General features: G+C 36.4%; 19 protein-coding genes, 1 pseudogene and 1 other annotated feature. Of the genes and pseudogenes, 5 read left to right on the top strand and 15 right to left on the bottom strand.

Annotation, left to right across the window (positions count from 1 at the left end):
• Positions 1-325: 325 nt before the first annotated feature.
• The 5 genes from LPC09_RS04810 to LPC09_RS04790 form a co-directional block, all read right to left on the bottom strand.
• On the bottom strand, positions 326-1,267 hold the full coding sequence (locus tag LPC09_RS04810) for an ABC transporter ATP-binding protein (RefSeq protein ID WP_231309140.1): 942 nt from the start codon (positions 1,265-1,267) through the stop codon (positions 326-328).
• A complete protein-coding gene (locus LPC09_RS04805) occupies positions 1,268-2,311 on the bottom strand; it encodes an ABC transporter ATP-binding protein (RefSeq protein WP_231309139.1) in 1,044 nt (347 codons plus the stop codon).
• Positions 2,312-2,329: 18 nt separating this feature from the next.
• Entirely contained in the window at positions 2,330-3,361 is a 1,032-nt protein-coding gene (opp3C, locus tag LPC09_RS04800) for an oligopeptide ABC transporter permease (RefSeq protein ID WP_231309138.1), read from the bottom strand.
• Positions 3,361-4,290 carry an oligopeptide ABC transporter permease gene (gene opp3b, locus LPC09_RS04795; protein ID WP_231309137.1) on the bottom strand — a complete coding sequence of 310 codons (930 nt, stop codon included), beginning with the start codon at positions 4,288-4,290 and terminating at the stop codon, positions 3,361-3,363. The genes opp3C and opp3b overlap by 1 nt, the downstream gene beginning before the upstream one ends.
• A gap of 199 nt (positions 4,291-4,489) precedes the next feature.
• A complete protein-coding gene (locus LPC09_RS04790) occupies positions 4,490-6,178 on the bottom strand; it encodes a peptide ABC transporter substrate-binding protein (RefSeq protein WP_231309136.1) in 1,689 nt (562 codons plus the stop codon).
• Between the two features lie 402 nt (positions 6,179-6,580).
• On the opposite strand from LPC09_RS04790, the gene LPC09_RS04785 reads away from it, so the two are divergent.
• Together LPC09_RS04785 and trpS are read left to right on the top strand one after the other, a co-directional pair.
• Positions 6,581-6,940 carry a DUF3899 domain-containing protein gene (locus tag LPC09_RS04785; protein ID WP_231309135.1) on the top strand — a complete coding sequence of 120 codons (360 nt, stop codon included), beginning with the start codon at positions 6,581-6,583 and terminating at the stop codon, positions 6,938-6,940.
• Positions 6,941-6,987: 47 nt separating this feature from the next.
• Positions 6,988-7,191 (top strand) — a binding site (T-box leader).
• Between the two features lie 87 nt (positions 7,192-7,278).
• Positions 7,279-8,268, top strand: coding sequence for a tryptophan--tRNA ligase (trpS, locus tag LPC09_RS04780; protein ID WP_231309133.1), 990 nt, complete (start codon positions 7,279-7,281; stop codon positions 8,266-8,268).
• 77 nt (positions 8,269-8,345) lie between these two features.
• Here the strand turns inward: trpS and LPC09_RS04775 are convergent, their stop codons facing one another.
• The 4 genes from LPC09_RS04775 to LPC09_RS04760 form a co-directional block, all read right to left on the bottom strand.
• The gene (locus LPC09_RS04775) at positions 8,346-9,095 is read right to left on the bottom strand and encodes a YjbA family protein (protein ID WP_231309132.1); all 750 of its coding nucleotides are present in this window, start codon (positions 9,093-9,095) and stop codon (positions 8,346-8,348) included.
• Between the two features lie 171 nt (positions 9,096-9,266).
• Positions 9,267-10,034: a DUF2268 domain-containing putative Zn-dependent protease gene (locus tag LPC09_RS04770; RefSeq protein WP_231309131.1), complete on the bottom strand. Its 768-nt coding sequence runs from the start codon at positions 10,032-10,034 to the stop codon at positions 9,267-9,269.
• Between the two features lie 126 nt (positions 10,035-10,160).
• A complete protein-coding gene (gene fabF, locus LPC09_RS04765; RefSeq protein ID WP_231309130.1) occupies positions 10,161-11,402 on the bottom strand; it encodes a beta-ketoacyl-ACP synthase II in 1,242 nt (413 codons plus the stop codon).
• 105 nt (positions 11,403-11,507) lie between these two features.
• Positions 11,508-12,440, bottom strand: coding sequence for a beta-ketoacyl-ACP synthase III (locus LPC09_RS04760; RefSeq protein WP_231309129.1), 933 nt, complete (start codon positions 12,438-12,440; stop codon positions 11,508-11,510).
• A 217-nt stretch (positions 12,441-12,657) separates the two neighbouring features.
• Between LPC09_RS04760 and LPC09_RS04755 the strand changes: the two genes are divergently transcribed.
• Positions 12,658-12,969, top strand: a complete 312-nt coding sequence (locus LPC09_RS04755) for a hypothetical protein (RefSeq protein WP_231309128.1) — start codon at positions 12,658-12,660, stop codon at positions 12,967-12,969.
• A 36-nt stretch (positions 12,970-13,005) separates the two neighbouring features.
• Here LPC09_RS04755 and LPC09_RS04750 read toward each other — a convergent pair whose 3' ends face one another.
• From LPC09_RS04750 to LPC09_RS04735, 4 genes are all read right to left on the bottom strand, one after another.
• Positions 13,006-13,188, bottom strand: a complete 183-nt coding sequence (locus LPC09_RS04750) for a ComZ family protein (RefSeq protein WP_098798711.1) — start codon at positions 13,186-13,188, stop codon at positions 13,006-13,008.
• A 69-nt stretch (positions 13,189-13,257) separates the two neighbouring features.
• Positions 13,258-14,211, bottom strand: a complete 954-nt coding sequence (locus LPC09_RS04745) for a BMP family ABC transporter substrate-binding protein (RefSeq protein ID WP_121664720.1) — start codon at positions 14,209-14,211, stop codon at positions 13,258-13,260.
• Positions 14,212-14,283: 72 nt separating this feature from the next.
• Positions 14,284-15,075 (bottom strand): hypothetical protein, encoded by a 792-nt coding sequence (locus LPC09_RS04740; protein ID WP_231309126.1) that lies wholly within the window; start codon positions 15,073-15,075, stop codon positions 14,284-14,286.
• A gap of 124 nt (positions 15,076-15,199) precedes the next feature.
• On the bottom strand, positions 15,200-15,934 hold the full coding sequence (locus LPC09_RS04735; RefSeq protein ID WP_231309125.1) for a hypothetical protein: 735 nt from the start codon (positions 15,932-15,934) through the stop codon (positions 15,200-15,202).
• A gap of 261 nt (positions 15,935-16,195) precedes the next feature.
• Here LPC09_RS04735 and LPC09_RS04730 point away from each other — a divergent pair, with 261 nt between their 5' ends.
• Positions 16,196-16,387: a DUF2929 family protein gene (locus LPC09_RS04730; RefSeq protein WP_098798715.1), complete on the top strand. Its 192-nt coding sequence runs from the start codon at positions 16,196-16,198 to the stop codon at positions 16,385-16,387.
• Between the two features lie 69 nt (positions 16,388-16,456).
• Here the strand turns inward: LPC09_RS04730 and LPC09_RS04725 are convergent, their stop codons facing one another.
• Positions 16,457-16,636: a YjzC family protein gene (locus tag LPC09_RS04725; RefSeq protein WP_098798716.1), complete on the bottom strand. Its 180-nt coding sequence runs from the start codon at positions 16,634-16,636 to the stop codon at positions 16,457-16,459.
• 139 nt (positions 16,637-16,775) lie between these two features.
• Here LPC09_RS04725 and LPC09_RS04720 point away from each other — a divergent pair.
• Positions 16,776-17,584: pseudogene (locus LPC09_RS04720) on the top strand (undecaprenyl-diphosphate phosphatase).
• A 578-nt stretch (positions 17,585-18,162) separates the two neighbouring features.
• Here the strand turns inward: LPC09_RS04720 and LPC09_RS04715 are convergent.
• A complete protein-coding gene (locus LPC09_RS04715) occupies positions 18,163-19,329 on the bottom strand; it encodes an IS256 family transposase (protein WP_098798984.1) in 1,167 nt (388 codons plus the stop codon).
• Positions 19,330-19,607 lie beyond the last annotated feature (278 nt).

The raw sequence follows: 19,607 nt of genomic DNA, 5'->3' as shown, positions 1-19,607 counted from the left end.
CCCTTTGTTACGGGGCATTGTGTTGGTTGATTTCCGCTACAGGTTGCTCGCTTTCCGCGGGGCGTGCGGTGAGCCTCCTCAGCGTTTCACGCCTGCGGGGTCTCACCTGTCCCGCTGCTCCCGCAGGAGTCTCGCACCTTTCGCTACAATCAACTTTAAATAGTTTCACCCATTTTACATTTAATAATGATCGTTATAAGGGAAATGTGATGAAGATCTTTATATCAACAAAAAAGACCATCAATCAGTTTACAATTTGATGGTCTTTTTTATTATATTGTTTACGCTAGATAACATAACCTATCTAGGCAGTCACTTGATATTATTATTTATTACCATGTTCTTTTTGATATTTTTCAAATTCAGCTTGTGAACACATAACAAAGTGTCCTGGTTTTACTTCTCTGAATTCAACTTCTTCGTCAGGTTTATAATTGTGCTGACTTGGGTCATAGGTTTTTCTCACACGAGTGCGTTCATAATCTGGATCCGGTAATGGAATTGCTGATAATAGAGACTGTGTGTAAGGATGAATTGGGTTATTATATAGCTCCTCAGCTGTTGCTAGCTCAACTAGTCTACCGAAGTACATAACTCCAATACGATCACTTATATATTTAACCATTGATAAGTCATGGGCAATAAATAAGTAAGTTAAACCTTTGTCTTTTTGAAGCTTTTTCATTAGGTTTACAACCTGAGCTTGAATAGATACGTCCAAAGCAGAGATCGGCTCATCGGCAATGATGAAATCAGGATCAACTGCTAAAGCACGAGCAATTCCGATACGCTGACGTTGTCCACCACTAAATTCATGGGGATAACGGTTAGCATGCTCACGGTTTAAACCAACCGTTTCTAAAAGCTCATAAACCTTATCCATACGCTCTTTTTTCGTTTTAGCAAGACCATGAATGTCAATTCCTTCAGCAATAACATCAGAAACTTTCATACGTGGATTTAACGATGCATATGGATCTTGGAAAATCATCTGCATTTTACGGTTAAAAGCTTTTAATTCTTCTTTTGATTTGTTTCCATGAACGTTGACGCCATCATAAAGAACCTCTCCACCAGTCGCATCGTACAATCGAATAATTGTACGACCTGTTGTAGATTTTCCACAACCGGATTCCCCTACAAGACCAAGTGTTTCTCCTTTATAAATATCAAATGAAATATTATCAACAGCCTTAACTTCATTCGGCTTGCCAACATTGAAATACTGCTTCAGATTTTTAATTTCAAGTAATTTCTTTTCTGCCATTTATTTTCCCTCCTTGTTTCCAGGGAACTGACGTCTACGGCGTTGAACAGCTATAGGCGGTTCAACTTTAGGCGCATCTGGGTGCAACAACCATGTTGCAGCGTAATGTGTAGGTGATACTTGATACATCGGTGGCTGTTGTTCTAAATCAATTTGCATAGCATATTCATTTCGAGCAGCAAATGCATCACCTAAAGGTGGATTTAAAAGGTCAGGTGGTGTACCTGGGATTGCATATAATTCTGCATCTTCTGAATCCAGACTTGGCATTGAACTGATAAGTCCCCATGTGTATGGATGCTGTGGATTATAAAATACTTCATCCACTGTTCCAATCTCCACAATTTTTCCTCCATACATAACAGCCACTCGGTCCGCTACATTTGCTACTACACCAAGGTCATGAGTGATGAAAACAATGGACGTATCAATTTTCTTTTGAAGATCCTTCATTAATTCAAGAATTTGAGCTTGAATTGTCACATCTAGAGCAGTTGTAGGCTCATCGGCAATCAAAACCTTTGGATTACAAGCTAGAGCAATTGCAATGACTACCCTTTGTCTCATACCACCTGAAAATTGGTGAGGATATTGATTGAAACGCTCTTCTGGTTGCGGAATTCCTACTAAACGTAATAAATCGATTGCACGTTCTCTTGCAGCCGATTTACTTAAGTTTTGGTGCTTTGTAATAGGCTCCACAATTTGTTTTCCAACCTTCATCGTTGGATTTAACGATGTCATTGGATCTTGAAAGATCATTGAGATATCTTTACCACGAATTTTTTGCATTGCTTTATTAGGAAGCTTTGCTAAATCTTTTCCATCAAATAAAATTTCACCTTTTTTAATTTCTGAATTAGATTCAGGTAAAAGGCGCATAATTGATTTTGTTGTAACTGATTTTCCTGATCCGGATTCACCAACGATTGCAAGAGTTTCCCCTTTGAATAGGTCAAAGTTTACCCCTCGAATCGCCTGAACCTCTCCTCCAAATGTGTGGAAGGAAATGTGTAGATCCTTCACTTCTAATATTTTTTCCATGAACTATTCACCTACCTTTTAGTCGCGCATTTTTGGATCTAATGCATCACGTAGTCCATCAGCAATCATGTTGAAACATACCATAATTAAACTGATTACAATCGCTGGGAACAACATTTGATAAGGATATAAACGTAGTGTTCTAAAACCAGAATCAATTAATGTCCCTAAAGATGCTAAAGGATCTTGTAATCCTAATCCAATAAAGCTTAAGAATGCTTCAAAAAAGATTGCACTTGGAATCGTAAACATTGTATTGATAATAATGACTCCCACTAAGTTAGGAAGTAAATGTTTTAAAATAATTTTTGAATGACCGGCACCTAATGTACGTGATGCTAGAACGAACTCTTGATTTTTAAACTTAAGAACTTGACCACGGACAACCCTTGCCATACCTACCCAACCTGTAATGGTCAAGGCAATTGTAATCGATACTATACCGGGTTCGAGCACTATGATCATCAATATAACAACAACAAGGTTCGGAATACCTACTAAGATCTCAATTATACGTTGCATAACAGTATCAACTTTGCCGCCAAAGTAACCCGAAATGGCACCATAAGCAACACCGATAATCATATCAATCACTGCAGCTAATATAGCTATATATAATGATACTTGGGTACCCTTCCAAACACGTGTGAAAATATCACGCCCAAGGCTATCTGTACCAAACCAATAATATTCTTCTGTTGCATTTTTCAATTCATATGCGTTGTATTCTTCGCCATTCTTTTTTGTAAGTGTACCATCAAAAGGAAGCCAGCTAATATCTTCTAGGCCTTGTACTCTTGGTGGTAAGTTTGCATGTGTTGCAGTTTGAGTACTGTAGTCATAATCATTTAAGAAAGGTCCAACTAAAGAAAGAATGGTTAACAAGATAAGTACAACCAAGCTTATAATAGCGGCAGTATTTTTTCTAACACGTAACCATGCATCCTGCCAATAAGTTAGACTGGGCTTTGAAATTTCTTCACTAGCTGAAGCATCAATATTAGCGGGTTGAAACAATTCTTTTGAAATTTCTTTTTCATGCTGTGACATTACTTCTTACCTCCCGCTAAACGAATTCGTGGATCAATTAGACCGTACAATAAGTCAACAACTAAGATAACGACAATAAACAATGCAGCAAATAAAATGGTTGTTCCCATAATAACTGGGTAGTCATTAACGTTAACTGATTTAACAAATTGTTCACCTAATCCAGGAATACCAAAGATCTGTTCAATTACTAATGATCCTGTCATTAAACTTACTGTTAGTGGCCCTAATACTGTAATAACAGGAATTAACGCATTACGTAATCCATGTTTAAAGGCAACTTCGAAAGCGGAAGCTCCTTTTGCTTTAGCAAGCGTAATATAATCAGAACCTAAAACCTCAATCATTTCTGTTCTCATGAAACGAGCAGCAATTGAAATCGGGAACATGGATAAAGCAATTGTAGGTAGAACTGTATATTCTGGTCCTCGCCAGAAAGCTACAGGAAACCATCCTAATTGAACTCCAATATAATATTGAAGTAAACCGGCAAATACAAATGAAGGAATTGACTTACCTATAACGGCTATAAATGTAGCGCTATAATCAACCCATGTATTTTGGCGGAGTGCCCCAATTACTCCAAGAATAATACCAATAATCGTTCCAAATACCATTGCCTGGAAACCTAGTAAAGCAGAAGGTCCAATACGATCCATTAAAATATCAGTAACATTGGCATTATTGAATTGGAAAGAAACACCCAAATCACCTTTTGCTAAATTTGCCATATACGTTAAGTACTGTACCGGCACAGGCTCATCCAATCCATACTTGTCTTTCATGATTGTTAACTGTGCTTCTGATAACTTACCTGCATTAGTAAAGGGAGTACCAGGGATTAATTTCATGAGGAAAAAAGTAAATGTGGCAATTAAAATCAGGGTAACGAGCATATAAAATACACGCTGGGAAATATACTTAACCATCAATAAGCACCTCCTAAGAAAACTTAATTTTCAACATTTTTCGACAATTCTTATACAGGGAAAAAGAGAGTATATCACCTATACTCTCTTCAACCCGTTAAATTATACCGACTTTAGGTCTTTTCGTAAACTATAAGACACCGACTTCCCAGTGGTATTTTCACCCATTAAGAAAGAAGTATAGTATTACTGGATAAAATTATTTAATTTTAACCCACTTATAGCTGTACTCAGGACCAATAAAGTGATATGTGAAGCCTTCTACTTTATCTGCTACAAGAACGTTAGATGAACGTTGGTAAACCGGTGCAAGTGCTGCATCTTCTTCAAGTACAACTTTCTCTGCTTGTTGAAGTGCTTCAAAGCGCTTAGCTGGCTCAGTAGCATAAGTGTATTGTGCATCTTCTAACAATTTGTCGTATTGCTCGTTAGAATATGCCATTTTGTTGTTTCCACCATCAGTGATCCATAAATCAGAGAAAGAAATCGCATCTTGATAGTCTGGACCCCATCCAGCAAATTGTAAATCATAATCCATTTTCACGTCACGGTCTAAACGTACGCTGAATGGAACAGATTGAACATCAATAGTTAAACCTGGAAGGTTTTTCTCTAATTGATCTTTAATGTAAGCATCTGTTTTCTTAGAAGTTTCAGTGTCTCCACCAAGGTATACTAATTCAACAGAGTCAGTACCAAGTTCTTTTAAACCTTGCTCCCAAAGCTTTTTAGCTTCTTCAACATTGTAAGTTAAAAGATCGCCATTTGCTTCACGGAAATCTTCACCAGTGTCAGGGTGATTAACGAAACCAGCTGGAACTGCATAGTTTGCAGGTACAGAACCGTTATTTAAAATGCTTGTTGTTAAATCTTCTTTGTTAAATGCAGTTGCAATCGCACGACGAATGTTTTCGTTTGCTAATGCTTCGTTTTGTTGGTTCATTTTGATCCAGAAGATTGTTGGCTCTAACCATTTAACAAGGTTAGGGTCACCTTCGTATTGTGGTACGATATCTGATGCTAATTTACCAGTGATATCAGCTTCACCAGTTTCGTAAGCGTTAGCAGCAGCTTGTGGATCTTTTAACACGTTGTATTGGATTGTTTCTAAAGAAACTGTTTCAGCGTCCCAATACTCAGCATTTTTGCCCATTGTCCAATCAGTAGCAGTTGTACCGCCCCAGTTCGTCATAACAAATGGACCATTATAAAGTAAAGTATCATGAGAAGTTGCATATTTATCGCCTTGCTCCTCAACAAACTTTCTGTTTTGTGGATAGAAAGAACCAAACGCCATTAAAGATTCAAAATATGGAACTGGTTTTTCTAAAGTGATTTCAAGAGTTTTTTCGTCAATTGCTTTAATACCTAAAGTGTTAAGATCATATTCTTTTTTCTCAGCTGCCGCAGCAGTGATTTCTTTTGCTCCTTTGATTTTCCCTTCCATCATGTAAGGACCATAAGGAGAAGCAGTTGCTGGGTCAATCGCACGTTGCCATGCAAATACGAAGTCATCTGCAGTTACAGGATCTCCGTTTGACCATTTAGCTTCTTTTAATTTTACTGTGTAAACAAGACCATCTTCACTAACTTCCGGCTCACCATCAGCCATACCAGGAACAGCATTTTGTTCTTGGTCTAAACGATATAAACCTTCCATAGTATTAGCTAATGCTGTAAAACTCGCAGCATCTTTTGCCATTACACTATCCATAGAAGGAATTTCAGATATTTCTAAAACCTTTAATTCTTGCGGAACTGATTCTGCAGCGTTTTCTTTATCGCCTTCAGTCTCAGTAGCTGTGTCACCACCGCCGTTACATGCTGCTAAGAACATGCTAAGTACTAGCGATAATGCTAAAAGTAGAAATAATTTCGACTTTTTCACAAATTTGACCTCCCTTTTTTTAATACAAGTTTGCTTTACAGAGATTATTATACAAGTATTCAAACAATTGTGCATTTACTTTTTTAATAAAGTTTACAGAAATGCAATAATAGTAAAGAAAATTGAATAAAAAATAGGTATATATACCTATGTATTTCATAAGAATTTTCTTAATCTTTTTAACACTTTTTGTAACAACACTTTAACGCGTTGACTTGTAAAGGGTTATATAATCTCACAAACTTTTCTTGGAGAATATGTAAATTTTTCAACTCAACTATTTCATTTTTTATAAAAATTTCTACTAATACTTTGTCTACTATAATAATTTCTCGACTTTTTCCCTTCCCCCTTTCTTCTGTTATAATAATCGTTATGAAATTGTAGAAAAGAGTGAAGAACATGCCCGATAAAAAATCGTTTACGCTTGTTATTGTGTCATTAATTTTGTCAATCTTACTATCGTTTTTTATTTACCAAAAATTAACGCTGCTTTCATTTATTAATATTTCTTTCTTCTTTGGAGCTGGCTTGCTTTTCATTGCATTCTTAACACTCACTGTTAAAGGGGGATTCTTTGATGGGATAACATATGGATTTAGAAGAATGTTTGTATCAAAAGGAAAAGAATTATCAAAGCAAGAGGTAGAAGAAATGACTCCAGTTTCAGAGCTACTCACATTTAACCACTCCCCGTTTTTAATCAGTGGGATTATAGTAACTGTAATTATGACCCTTGCAACAATCCTTTATTATTTATAGAAACCATTTGCAAAGAAGAAAATCTTTCCTTATAATTAGAAAAAAAATAATCGGCTATGAAAAAGAGTAGTACATATTAGGAGCATTTAAAGAGAGCCTGTGGCTGGTGGAAACAGGTAATGACCGATATGGAATGGACTTTTGAGCTTCTGTACAGAAAGTTAGTACGTACAGACGTTTTCTGCGTTAAAGATTAAGTGATTTCTACTATAGAAATAAGTAGGGTGGCACCGCGGTCCATCGTCCCTATCAATGGGACGAGTGGGCCTTTTTGTATGTTTCAAAAGAAGTGTGACCAGCTTATCAAATACAAGTTTCACCATTTAGGAGGAAAACAAATGAAAACAATTTTTTCAGGAATTCAACCTAGCGGCTCAGTAACGTTAGGAAATTACATTGGGGCATTACGACAATTTGTTGATTTACAGGATGAATACAATTGTTATTTTTGTATAGTTGATCAACATGCAATCACTGTTCCCCAGGATCGATTAGCTCTTCGTAAAAACATTCGAAGTCTCGCAGCACTTTACCTTGCTGTTGGGATCGATCCAGAAAAAGTAACATTATTTATTCAATCTGAGGTTCCAGCACATGCACAAGCCGGGTGGATGTTACAATGTGTTGCCTATATTGGCGAGCTTGAAAGAATGACTCAATTCAAGGACAAATCTCACGGGAAAGAAGCAGTTGTTGCAGGATTGCTCACATATCCACCATTAATGGCAGGAGATATTCTTTTATATAATACAGATCTTGTACCAGTTGGAGAAGATCAAAAGCAGCATCTTGAATTAACGAGAGATATAGCAGAGCGCTTTAATAAGAAATATAACGATATTTTCACTATACCTGAAGTTCGTATTCCAAAAGTAGGTGCGCGTGTTATGTCACTTGCAGATCCTACAAAGAAAATGAGTAAATCAGATCCAAATCAAAAAGCTTTTATCACATTATTAGACGACCCAAAACAAATTGAGAAAAAAATTAAAAGTGCAGTAACTGATTCAGAAGGTATAGTTAAATATGATAAAGAAAATAAACCAGGTATTTCTAACTTACTTTCGATTTATTCCATCTTTACTAATGAATCAATTGAAGAAATTGAAGCTCGTTACGAAGGAAAAGGATATGGAGATTTTAAAGCGGATGTTGCAAACGTAGTAATTAATACACTTACACCAATTCAAGAAAAATATCATCAATTAATGGAGTCAGAAGAATTAGATGAAATTTTAGACAGAGGTGCAGAAAAGGCAAATGCTGTTGCAAGCAAAATGATTAAGAAGATGGAGAATGCAATGGGACTTGGTCGTAAGCGAAAATAAAGGATAAATGAAAAAACGATGTGTAAATGTTTTCGTTACATTCTCACATCGTTTTTTTTATATGTAGCTCGTCCACTTTAATTAACTTTTGATTCATGCTCCATATCCCAAAGCTTCTCAAAGAAAGGTTGTCCCTTAATTAATCGCTCACATAACTGGATATGCTTTGGAGACCATCCATGTATAGTTTCTTCATATAATTGTCTCCATACTTCATCAAACTCTCGTTGCTGGATATCCTCATATTTCGTTGGATTCCATTCAGTATACCAATACTTTACCTCTGCGGCATTTTTAGTTGCTTGTAACTGATCAAGTGCCATAAATAATAATTGCTTTAATTGGCGCTCTTTTCTTGTTAACCCTCTCATATGTTGAGGTGCTAACGATAAAATATGATATTCTTTTTCTTCTTCACTTAACAATTCAATTGAATACTCTTCAGGCTCAATATCCTTTACCATTTCGAATACTAGTTGCTCCTGTCTTGGAATGATTCGGCTTTTGCGAATAGGAATTGTATAACCAATTGTGTCAACTGCGAGAATACCAATTCCATCTGTAACAACAAAACAATAATCCAACTGTATTCTTTCATGATTTTTACGAATATAAGCCTTTTGGAAAATATCTTTTAGTAGACCAGGTGGTAACTCCGCTAAGTTGTTTTCTATGTAGTCAAAAAGTAAGGAATTAACCTTTAATAGGGGAACCTGATCAAGAAGTTCAACACTGTCATCCTTTCTCCATTCATGAAAATGACAGACGTTGTACCCGTTCTCTTCACCTTCAAACCAATTTACCCAAACATCATGAAGAAATAACATTATTTGACCCCTCACTTCAGTACCATTTGTCAAACAGTATAGGCAAATTTTAGATAAATTATTCCAATCAATGAAGAATATGCTTGATTTTATTATGCAAGGTTGTCCTACTTAAAATATATGTTGTGAATTGTAAGAGAATGTTACTTTTCACAACATTAAAGGGTTTAATTATTGAATAAAATCCTCTGCTTCCATTCCTAAAAGTGCTTTTGTCCCCTTGTTCGTTTTCTCCATATAATTCTTCACAAGATGATAACCTACTGAATAACCAAGCATTTTGGGATAAAAACCTGTACCAAACATAAGCTGGGTAAACTTTGGATCTTGCCTAGTCGTTTTTTTCTGGGGCAAAATTATTCTTTCTAAGAAACGATCGCATTGATGAGGATGATAAAGCTTCGTCCATTCTGCTACGGCCTCTTCTCCGAGTTTTTCACGAACGGCATTTTCCGCCAATCCTTCCATTACCATTGTATCTATAATAGTAAAATCCTTTTCTGGTTTTGTGATAGATGCCAAACGACACACATGATGATATTCATGAGTTAGCAAGGACTTTATATCTTCTTTTTTCACATCTTGTGATAAAAATAAAAATAACTTATCATGAAATGCTAATCCAGATCGGCCTCTATACTCCATCTCTATTTTCCTGTTATAAACATCTACTGGAAACACAAAAATAGGGACACTTGGTCCGTTCCATTCACTTTTTAACTTCTTTTTTTCATCATTGATGAAATGCAATAGTCGTTTATCCTTTATAACATCAATCCAATCCTGGCTAGCTGGAGATCGTTTATACATACCAAAAGAATGGAGATAGTTTGAAATGTCACGTGCATTCATTTTAGAGAAGTAAGGTGTTAGTTTCTCACAAATTTCATATTGGTCTGGGGATGTTTCTAGCCACTCTGTTGTGTTTATCACACTCATTTTGTTTAATCACTCCTTCCCTCTTTAGTTTATGAATCGAAGGAAGGACTGTTCTTACTTTTGGAGATTACGTGGGAAATTAATAAAAGCAAAAAGCCAAATCAATTTTGATTTGGCTTTTTTGTGTTATGCATGATATTTTTTAAAGATGATCGTAGCATTGTGACCACCGAAACCTAGTGAGTTGCTCAATGCTGTATTAATTTCTTGTTTACGTGCTTCATTTGGAACATAGTCCAGGTCACAATCAGGATCTGGAGTTTGCAAATTGATTGTTGGTGGAAGAATTCCTTCTTTAATAGCTAGAATACTAAAAATAGCTTCTACACCACCAGCAGCACCTAAAAGATGTCCTGTCATTGACTTAGTTGAACTAATTGCAAGCTTATTAGCGTGCTCACCGAATACTTCTTTAATCGCTAATGTTTCAAACTTATCATTATAGGGAGTACTTGTACCATGTGCATTAATATAATCAATTTCATTAGCGTTAAGACCACTGCGTTCAATTGCCATTTTCATTGCTCTTGAACCACCTTCACCGTTTGGAGCAGGTGCTGTGATATGATAAGCATCACCTGTTGCGCCATACCCAACTATTTCAGCATAAATAGTTGCACCACGTGCTAGCGCATGCTCTAATTCTTCAAGAACAATAATTCCAGCTCCTTCACCCATAACAAAGCCATCTCGATCTTTATCAAATGGACGACTAGCTGTTTTAGGGTCTGGATTTGTTGATAATGCCTTGTTTGCAGTAAAACCTGCAAATGACATTTCAGTTAACGGAGCCTCTGCCCCACCAGTAATCATCACATCTGCTTCTCCACGCTCGATAACTCGGTAAGCATCTCCAATAGAATTTGTTCCGGTTGCACAAGCTGTAACTGTACAAGAGTTAAATCCTTTTGCACCTAATGCAATTGAAACCTGACCTGTAGCCATATCAGGTATTAGCATTGGTACGAAAAATGGACTAACACGTCTTGGTCCCTTTTCTAATAACGTTCTATATTGCTGTTCAAATGTTTCCATTCCGCCAATACCAGAACCAATCCAAACTCCAACACGTGGAGCGATTTCGTCTGTTATTTCTAAATTGGCATCCTTTACAGCCATAAATGATGCTGCAACAGCATATTGTGTGAAACGATCCATTTTACGAGCTTCTTTTTTATCCATAAATTGCTCAACATCAAAATCCTTCAATTCTGCAGCAACTTTAGCCGAATATGGTTCAGAATCAATTCTTGTTATCGGACTAACTCCTGATACTCCATTGATCGCATTTTGCCACGACGTTTGCACATCATTCCCAATTGGAGTTAAAGCTCCTAACCCAGTTACCACCACTCGCTTTTTTTCCATAATGATGACACCTCACCTTTGAGAGAATTTATTTTATTTAGTAGTTTATATTGTTGTTCGACATATTTCGGGGAGTGACAGGCACGCCATCCCCCACCTTAGCACCTACTTACCCCAACGAAGAGCAATTGCTCCCCATGTTAGTCCACCGCCGAAGCCTACCATGACAATTAGGTCTCCGTCTTTAATCTTTCCTGCTTCTAGTTCTTCTACTAGAGAAATAGGGATAGATGCAGCAGAAGTGTTGCCATATTTGTTAACTGTTTTAGACATTTTTTCTACAGGTAACTCAAGTCGTTCACGAGCAGCTTCCATGATACGGATATTTGCTTGGTGCGGGATTAAGAAATCAACATCTTCTTTTGTTAATCCTGCTTTTTCCAAAACGTTAACACTTGACTCGCCCATTTGCCTTACAGCAAACTTAAACACTTCACGGCCATTCATGATGATATATTCATCTTGATATAAGTGCTTTCCACCTGTTCCGTCAGCCCCAAGCTCAAAGGATAATATTCCTTTTCCTTCACTAACAGGTCCAATAACAGCCGCTCCAGCTCCATCCCCGAAAAGTACCGCTGTATTACGATCATCCCAATCTGTAATTTTCGAAAGCTTCTCAACACCTACAACTAATACATGCTTATAAGCTCCGGATTCAATAAACTGTTTAGCTGTAACCATTCCATACATGAAACCAGCACAAGCTGCACTAATATCCATTGCCGCAGCTTTAGTTGCACCTAATGATTCCTGTAGCATACATGCAACAGATGGAAATGGTTGATCTGGTGTTACTGTCGCAACCAAAATTAAATCTAAATCTTCAGCTGCAATTCCAGCATCCTTTAGTGCTTTCTCTGCAGCAAACTTAGCCATATGAGAAGTATCAACTGAATCATCAGCAATGCGACGTTCCTCAATTCCCGTTCTCGATCTAATCCATTCATCTGATGTATCCATGATTTTCTCTAAATCAGCATTTGTAACAACTTTTTCAGGTGTGTATCGTCCGATACCAATGATCCCTGCGTTCATTTGTGCAGCCCCTTTATCTTTTTAATAAATAGTAAACAAGTGAATTTATTTTATCTAAATTTATATCAAATGTTATGACTTGGTACTAATTTTATCTTATTCAAAAATTTTTTTCAATATGAATGTTTTGGTTCACGAGTCTAGAACCCGTCTTGATCACATTCATAAAATATTATTACCTGGACCCTGACACTAATCTCTTTAAGGAGGTGTTAAGATGGAATATAACGAAACAATTTCTGAAGAAAACTCTCATAATTTAAATGATCCAATAACCAAAAACGATGAAAATAAAGAGAAGACCACCGTTTCAACAGATAAATTCACTCAACTCATGTTCGGAAATAGAGTTCCAAAAAGACTTCAACATTCCTCGCACCAAGAAGAAGAGCAAGAAAACAAAAAAGAAGATGTAAACTATTTTACTTTAATGGGGCAAATCGATGATATTATGGTTTCTCTCGAAAACCTTAAACCAGTTTTAAAGGAATTATCCCCTATTATGGATTTTTTAAAAAAGAAGAAATGATTTCCCCAAACAAGAAAAAGCTGCCAATGGCAGCTTTTATTGTGCATCCTTTTTTCCTAATTCGTACGCTTCTCCCATAACCTTTGTAAATAACTCAAGCATAGGTTGAATTGTTTCCATAGATAAGTCAATCCCTGAACCTTCCAATTTTTGCTTAGCTTCAGGTAAATATTTCATTGCAATCTGCATAAATTCCATCGTTTTTGGATGTTGTTCCATTCATCATCACTCCTTCATATTCTCTGGTATTATCATATAATGCATGATCTTGTATGTATAGAAACATGCTTACAATTGATTAGGTAAAAGCCCACTTTCCTTATATTCCTCAATGGATTCTTGAAGATCTGTTTGAAAGTTTTTTTCCACTAAGGGGCTAAATTTCCCCAGTGAAATAACACCATCTTGGAAATCATAAAATAATTCTCCACTTTCTAGTTCTCCGCTATCAAAACTTTTTGCAACAAGCTCATATAAAACATCCACATGTTGAACTGTACTTGTGAGAACTGTTCCTTTCCCTAAATCAGATTGATCGGATACAAATCCAATTGCATACAAGCCCTCTTCCTTTAGACGCTCAATGACGGAAATATTATAACCATCTCCTGCAACATAAACAATGTCTACTCCTTCAGCAATCATTGCATCCAACAGGGTCATAGCTGTCGTGACATCATTCCAATCTTGTACATATTGAATATCAACATTTACATTTTCATTTTGGAAATATGCCCCTTCAAAAAAACCATCAATTTCAGGCTGCCATTCAAATGCGGCTAATACACCAACCTTATCATTATTCGTCATTTCACCAGCAACCATTCCACCAAAAAAGCCCATTGCATGTGATTCAAAGTTTAAGCTTGTGACATTTTCTCCAGAAGCTTCCCCATTGAATAAAACGAAATGAATATCAGGATAATCTTTACAAATCGTATTGAAAAAAGCCGCATATTCACTACCATGACCAAAAATCAGATTAACATCCTTTTCTTGAAATTCGTCAATAGCAGAACGAATACTAAATTCATCATTCATTCCTTCTTTATAAAAAACATCCACGCCTAGTTCAGACTGAATCTTCAGCAGCCCCTTGTACCCTTTTGTTCCCCATACTTTATCATCTATTGTATCGGGTACAAGTAAACCTACTTTCTCCAGTTTTCCTGAAGCTACGGGTTGTCCACAACCAAAAAGCGAAAAAAGAAGGATAAGGACTAAACCAAACTTTATGTACATGGCAACCCCTCCCTTATTTCTAGTTTACTGCCTTTATTTTATATCTTCCATATTTAATTGTACAATAACATTCTATTTCAGTTTATAAATATCTTGAAATCTTATAATAGTATCAAGCTGTTTCTCTAGACCTTTTTCAATTGACGTAGAAGAATGTAAAACTTGTTTCTCAAATACTTCATCCACCTCTGAAAAGGTTGCATTCATTTTTAACTCAACTGAAAAGGAGTTAGTTTCATCATTCAGTTCACTTAGAAAGGAATACATCTTTCCCAATTCAAGTTCATCCATATAGGCCCAAACTGCATTTGTTGCATCTTCTATATACATAATGGGCTCCTCAATATTTAAGGACGTTTGTTTATTGTCTATATAAGCTAACAAGTGCTGATGAATTTTTTCTTCCGGAGGCTGAAAGGGACCATAAAGACTTGGAAAAAACAAAACAGAATAATGATCAAGCTGCTCAGACAGGTAGCTTAGCCCTGTTTCAATGAAAGGGTTTCTATCTTTATTAGGATGAATAACATTTGACCCTATAAGAAGAAATTGAGTTTTATGTTTCTTAGCTAATTGTATGGCTTTTTTAAATTCTTCCTCTTTAAGATCCTTTTCTTCCATGTCAAAGCAAAACATTATAACATCAGCTTGATTTTCTTCTGTTAAATGACGAGAAGAGAACTTCGCTTGAAAATAAGCGTTTCTTCCAATTAACATAAGTCGTTCGTTTAGTAAGTTTTTTTGATCATCTCTACTTGGTTCAGTGAATATTCCTGTTACTTCTACCCCTTCTTCAAGAAACTTTTCAATCAGTGAAAAACCAATATAAGAATGTGCTCCAAATACCATAACAGAATTAACCATAACATGACCTCCTTAGTAGGCGTTATAACCAAAATATGCGAGAGAACCGGTTACTAGTACTTTAAATCAATTTAAGATGCCTTGCTAAAAAAAAGCGCCTCTTAAAGACGCTTTAAATATTTCATCATAAGATCCTCTCATTTTCTTTGTAAAACCGAATGATCGATTGATTCGTTCGATAAGGATTATCACCTAAATGGTAAATTAATTGAATTGGAGAACCTGCCTCTTTCCTTAATTCTTCAAACCGTTTACTATGATGATGATGAACATAAGTACTGCTATTCATTCTTTGCCAAATTCTTACTGGAACTTGTGAATTTATAGTAGTAAGATTTGGTAAATCAAGTCTAGGGACCTTCTTCTGGTCAGCCCCATAAGCTTCAGCAATTTCTTTTATTAATCTTTTATAAAAAAACTTATGCTCTTTTTCATTTTCTAAATGGGCTTGGAGGTCAAGGCAAGGATTCATCATGGCTACAGAGCGAATCTTATCTGGTATTTCATTCATTAATTGCAATCCAGTTAACCCACCCATACCGTCGACTAACAGATGGATACGTTGATTTAAAATTTCTTTCTTCATTACAAGATGATAAAGCTGTTTTGCCATAGTAACTGACCTAGGACTTCCCCAATGGTTTCCAAATAAATTAGAGTGAAAAAGGGTATATCCTTTGTTCATCAACTCGGAAATTAATTGATTACGTCCATAATGCTGATGCCAAAAACTCGATGTTCCATCAACAAAATCTGATCGATCACCGATGATAAATATTCCAAACCCATTCGGCTTTGTTGGTAAATGGATTACATTCCATTCCGTTTCAATTTGAAAAAAACGCTCCGATATACTCATCACTTGCCCACCACCTTTCTCTTTTGTGACTTTTCTATTCTTTATAATGTATGTCTTAACATACAAAAAGAATGGGACTGTATCACTATTCGTGTAAATATAGACGATTCCAACCCTCTTCAACCTTTTTATAAGTAATTTGTTTTATTATTTCATGCAGGATTTGTAGAGTTTATGAACAATTAAAAAAGGTTCTTTTATTATTGAAAGATATTGTGATAATATATAGTAAGAATTCGTCTGGAAATAGAGGTGAACGATATGCGTTTCTTTTGGACATTTTTTTGGACTTTTTTATTAATACATATGGCGTCATATGTAGTTAACTCTATGACAGGTGGTCATTATGACTTTATGGTTGCAACGGTACTTGCTGTGATTGCAACCGTTGTCATCTTTGTCATTGCGGAATTAATTCCTAGCGAGCCAGTTCCAAACCATGACCATCATTAAATGATTCGACTAAAAGACAAAAAACCCTACTTAGAAGTAGGGTTTTTTGTTTCATTGAAAGCTAAATCCTTAAGGCTTTCTTTTATATGTCCATTGACGATTATGGTTGGCTGTTTCTGGGAAACGATCTCCCGCTTTTAATTTAATTTGACCAGGGTTTTTTACGTTGTCCCCTGATTCACCTATTTCTACATACATTCCATTGTTAGGTGCTTTTTGACCAGCTCTAAAACGATGTTGTTGGCCCATTTTAACTCCTCCTCCCTTGCTTACTCATAGTATCTCCACTAGGACCAAATTTCATGAGTTCAGAAAAGTTCTTTACAGGATTCCAAACCTGTAGTTAAATGGTAAAGGATTGTAAATCTTATGAACGGAGGATGTTAAATTGGATCTATTTTTAATCATAAAATACTTCTTATTAGGGGTATTTCAAGGTTTTACGGAACCAATCCCCATTTCTTCAAGTGGACATTTAGTCTTTGCCCAGCATTTTCTTGGCCTTGAAATTGAAGGATTATCATTTGAATTGTTAGTTAACGCAGCTTCTTTAATAGCTGTTTTAATGATATACCGTGAAGATTTAGTAAGATTAACTGTAAATGGGTTAAAATACATATCAACAAAAGACAAGCATAGCAAAAATGACTTTCAATTTATCATTTATCTTATAATCGCAACGATCCCAGCAGGAGTCATTGGTATCCTATTTGATGATGTGATTTCAAAGCACCTAAAACACATTCAAATAACAGCCATTACCCTGATTATCACAGGAATTGCATTATGGACAATTCGTAACCTACGCGGGAGAAAAAATGATGGAGATCTTACTTTTAAAGATGCTCTTATTGTGGGATTTGCTCAAGCAATTGCGCTAATTCCTGGAATTAGTCGATCAGGTGCTACAATTGTTGCAGCGATGCTTTGGGTATGAAGCAGGAAACAGCTTTAAAGTTTTCTTTCCTACTTTTTATCCCAGTTAGCTTCGGGGGAATGATTTTAAGTATCACGGATTTAATGGATGATCCAAATTTAGACACCTTACTTATCCCTTATATTATTGCGTTTATTGCAGCGCTTATTACTTCTTATTTCTCACTGAAATGGTTTATGAATATTATGGCTAAAGGAAATTTAAAATACTTTTCTTTTTATTGTTTTGTGGTTGGGATTGCGGTTTTATTGTTTGCATAGAGAGATTTAAAAGCGTGGAGGGCGACCTTGCGCTTTTTTTGTTTTCATTATAGGAGTTGTAATTATAGTTGTACCGAACCTGGACAAGGCGGCATTTAAAGCGAGTTGGGATAGTCTTTGCTTGTGAGGCCCGATTTTGTGCAGTATCGAGACTCATTTCTCTGCTTTCTTCCTTTTTCTGTCCCGATTCTCGCAGTATCGAGACTCATTTCTCTGCTCCCTACCTGTTTCTGTCCCGATTCTCGCAGTATTGAGACTCATTCCTCTGCCCCTACCTGTTTCTGTCCCGATTCTCGCAGTATCGAGACTTATTTCTCTGCTCCCTACCTGTTTCTGTCCCGATTCTCGCAGTATCGAGACTCATTCCTCTCATCCCTCAGTCAAGTCCAGAATATTGTGTAAATTTAATACAATGTTTTCAACTACTACATTTGGATATGTGTATTATCCCCTACATTTTTTTTTGCGTAAATTCCATGGGCTTTCACTTACATATCCAGGGAAGGCTGTCAAAGGTTCCTCACTTTGACAGTCTTTCCTGGATATGTGATCATTCCATAATGGAAGCTACGAAAAAATTAGCATCTTCTTATAGATTTTGTAGAGTAAACAGATTCTTGGTATTCCATTAAAACAGCTCCTACTAAACGAAAAGCAGATTGTGTGTTTGGGAAGATACGAATAACTCTTTCTCTTCTTCGTACTTCTTGATTTAATCGTTCAAGAGAGTTCGTACTTCGTATATGAGGGCGCATATTCACTGGATGATTCATATATTGAATGGTATCTTCGAACCCTTCATCGAAAATAGTAAGAGCCTTTTCGTACTTTGGATTATTTCCAAATTGAGTCATCAGTTCATTCTTAAAGGTTCTGATATCTTCAACAGTGATTGCCTCAAACACACGCTTGATCATCATACGAATATCAGCTGAATCCTTTTTGGGCAACTTTTCAATAATGTTCCTTTTAAAATGAACATTACACCTTTGCCAGCTAGTACCTAAAAATTCACGTTGTATGGCTTTTTGTAAGCCTTGGTGAGCATCTGATATCACTAGTTTCGGAGACTGAAGTCCTCGTGATTTTAGCTGTTGAAGGAAGCGACTCCAACTCTCGTAATTCTCTGCATGATCAATACTTAGACCAAGTATTTCACGCTGGCCCTTATCTGTAATAGCTGTGGCAATATAAACAGCCTTTGAGACCACCTTATGGTGTTCTCTCACTTTGATATACATGGCATCTACAAAAAGATAGGGATAATATTTGACGTTTAAAGGACGCTTTGCCCAATCATTTACGATTGGATCTAATTTCAAGGTCAATGAAGAAACAAACGATTTTGAGACAGATTTACCACATAGCTGTTCAACTATTTGTGTTACCTTGCGTGTTGAGACCCCATTAATAACCATTTCCAACATGGAGATCACTAAAGCTTGATCACATCTAGCATATTTTTCAAAAACTGTAGTCGAAAACTCACCATCACGAGTTCTCGGCACCTTGAGTTGTATCTTGCCGATACTCATAATTAATTCACGTTCATAGTAGCCGTTGCGATAGTCACGACGGGCTGCAGAGCGTTCATAAGAAGCAGCATGTAGATAATCATCTCTCTCTTTTTCCATAAACTCATTTAAGACCAAAACAATTGCTGATTTAACTACTGCATCAATATCAGAATTTAATACAGAATCTTTTAAAACTTCCAAATCTAGGTTAAACTGTAACTGGGTCATCTTATTCCTCTTTTCATGTTTATCGTAGCTGAAAACATTGTAGCCAAGAGTGAATAAAATGAACCCTTTTTCTTTTTACACAATTATACGGACTTAATCCATCCCTCCCTGTTTCTGTCCCGATTCTCGCAGTATCGAGACTCATTCCTCTGCCCCCTACCTGTTTCTGTCCCGATTCTCGCAGTATTGAGACTCATTCCTCTGCCCCCTACCTGTTTCTGTCCCGATTCTCGCAGTATCGAGACTTATTTCTCTGCTCCCTACCTGTTTCTGTCCCG

This window comes from Metabacillus sp. B2-18, assembly GCF_021117275.1.
Classification (GTDB): Bacteria; Bacillota; Bacilli; order Bacillales; family Bacillaceae; genus Metabacillus.
This window is presented reverse-complemented; position numbering and strand designations above follow the sequence as displayed.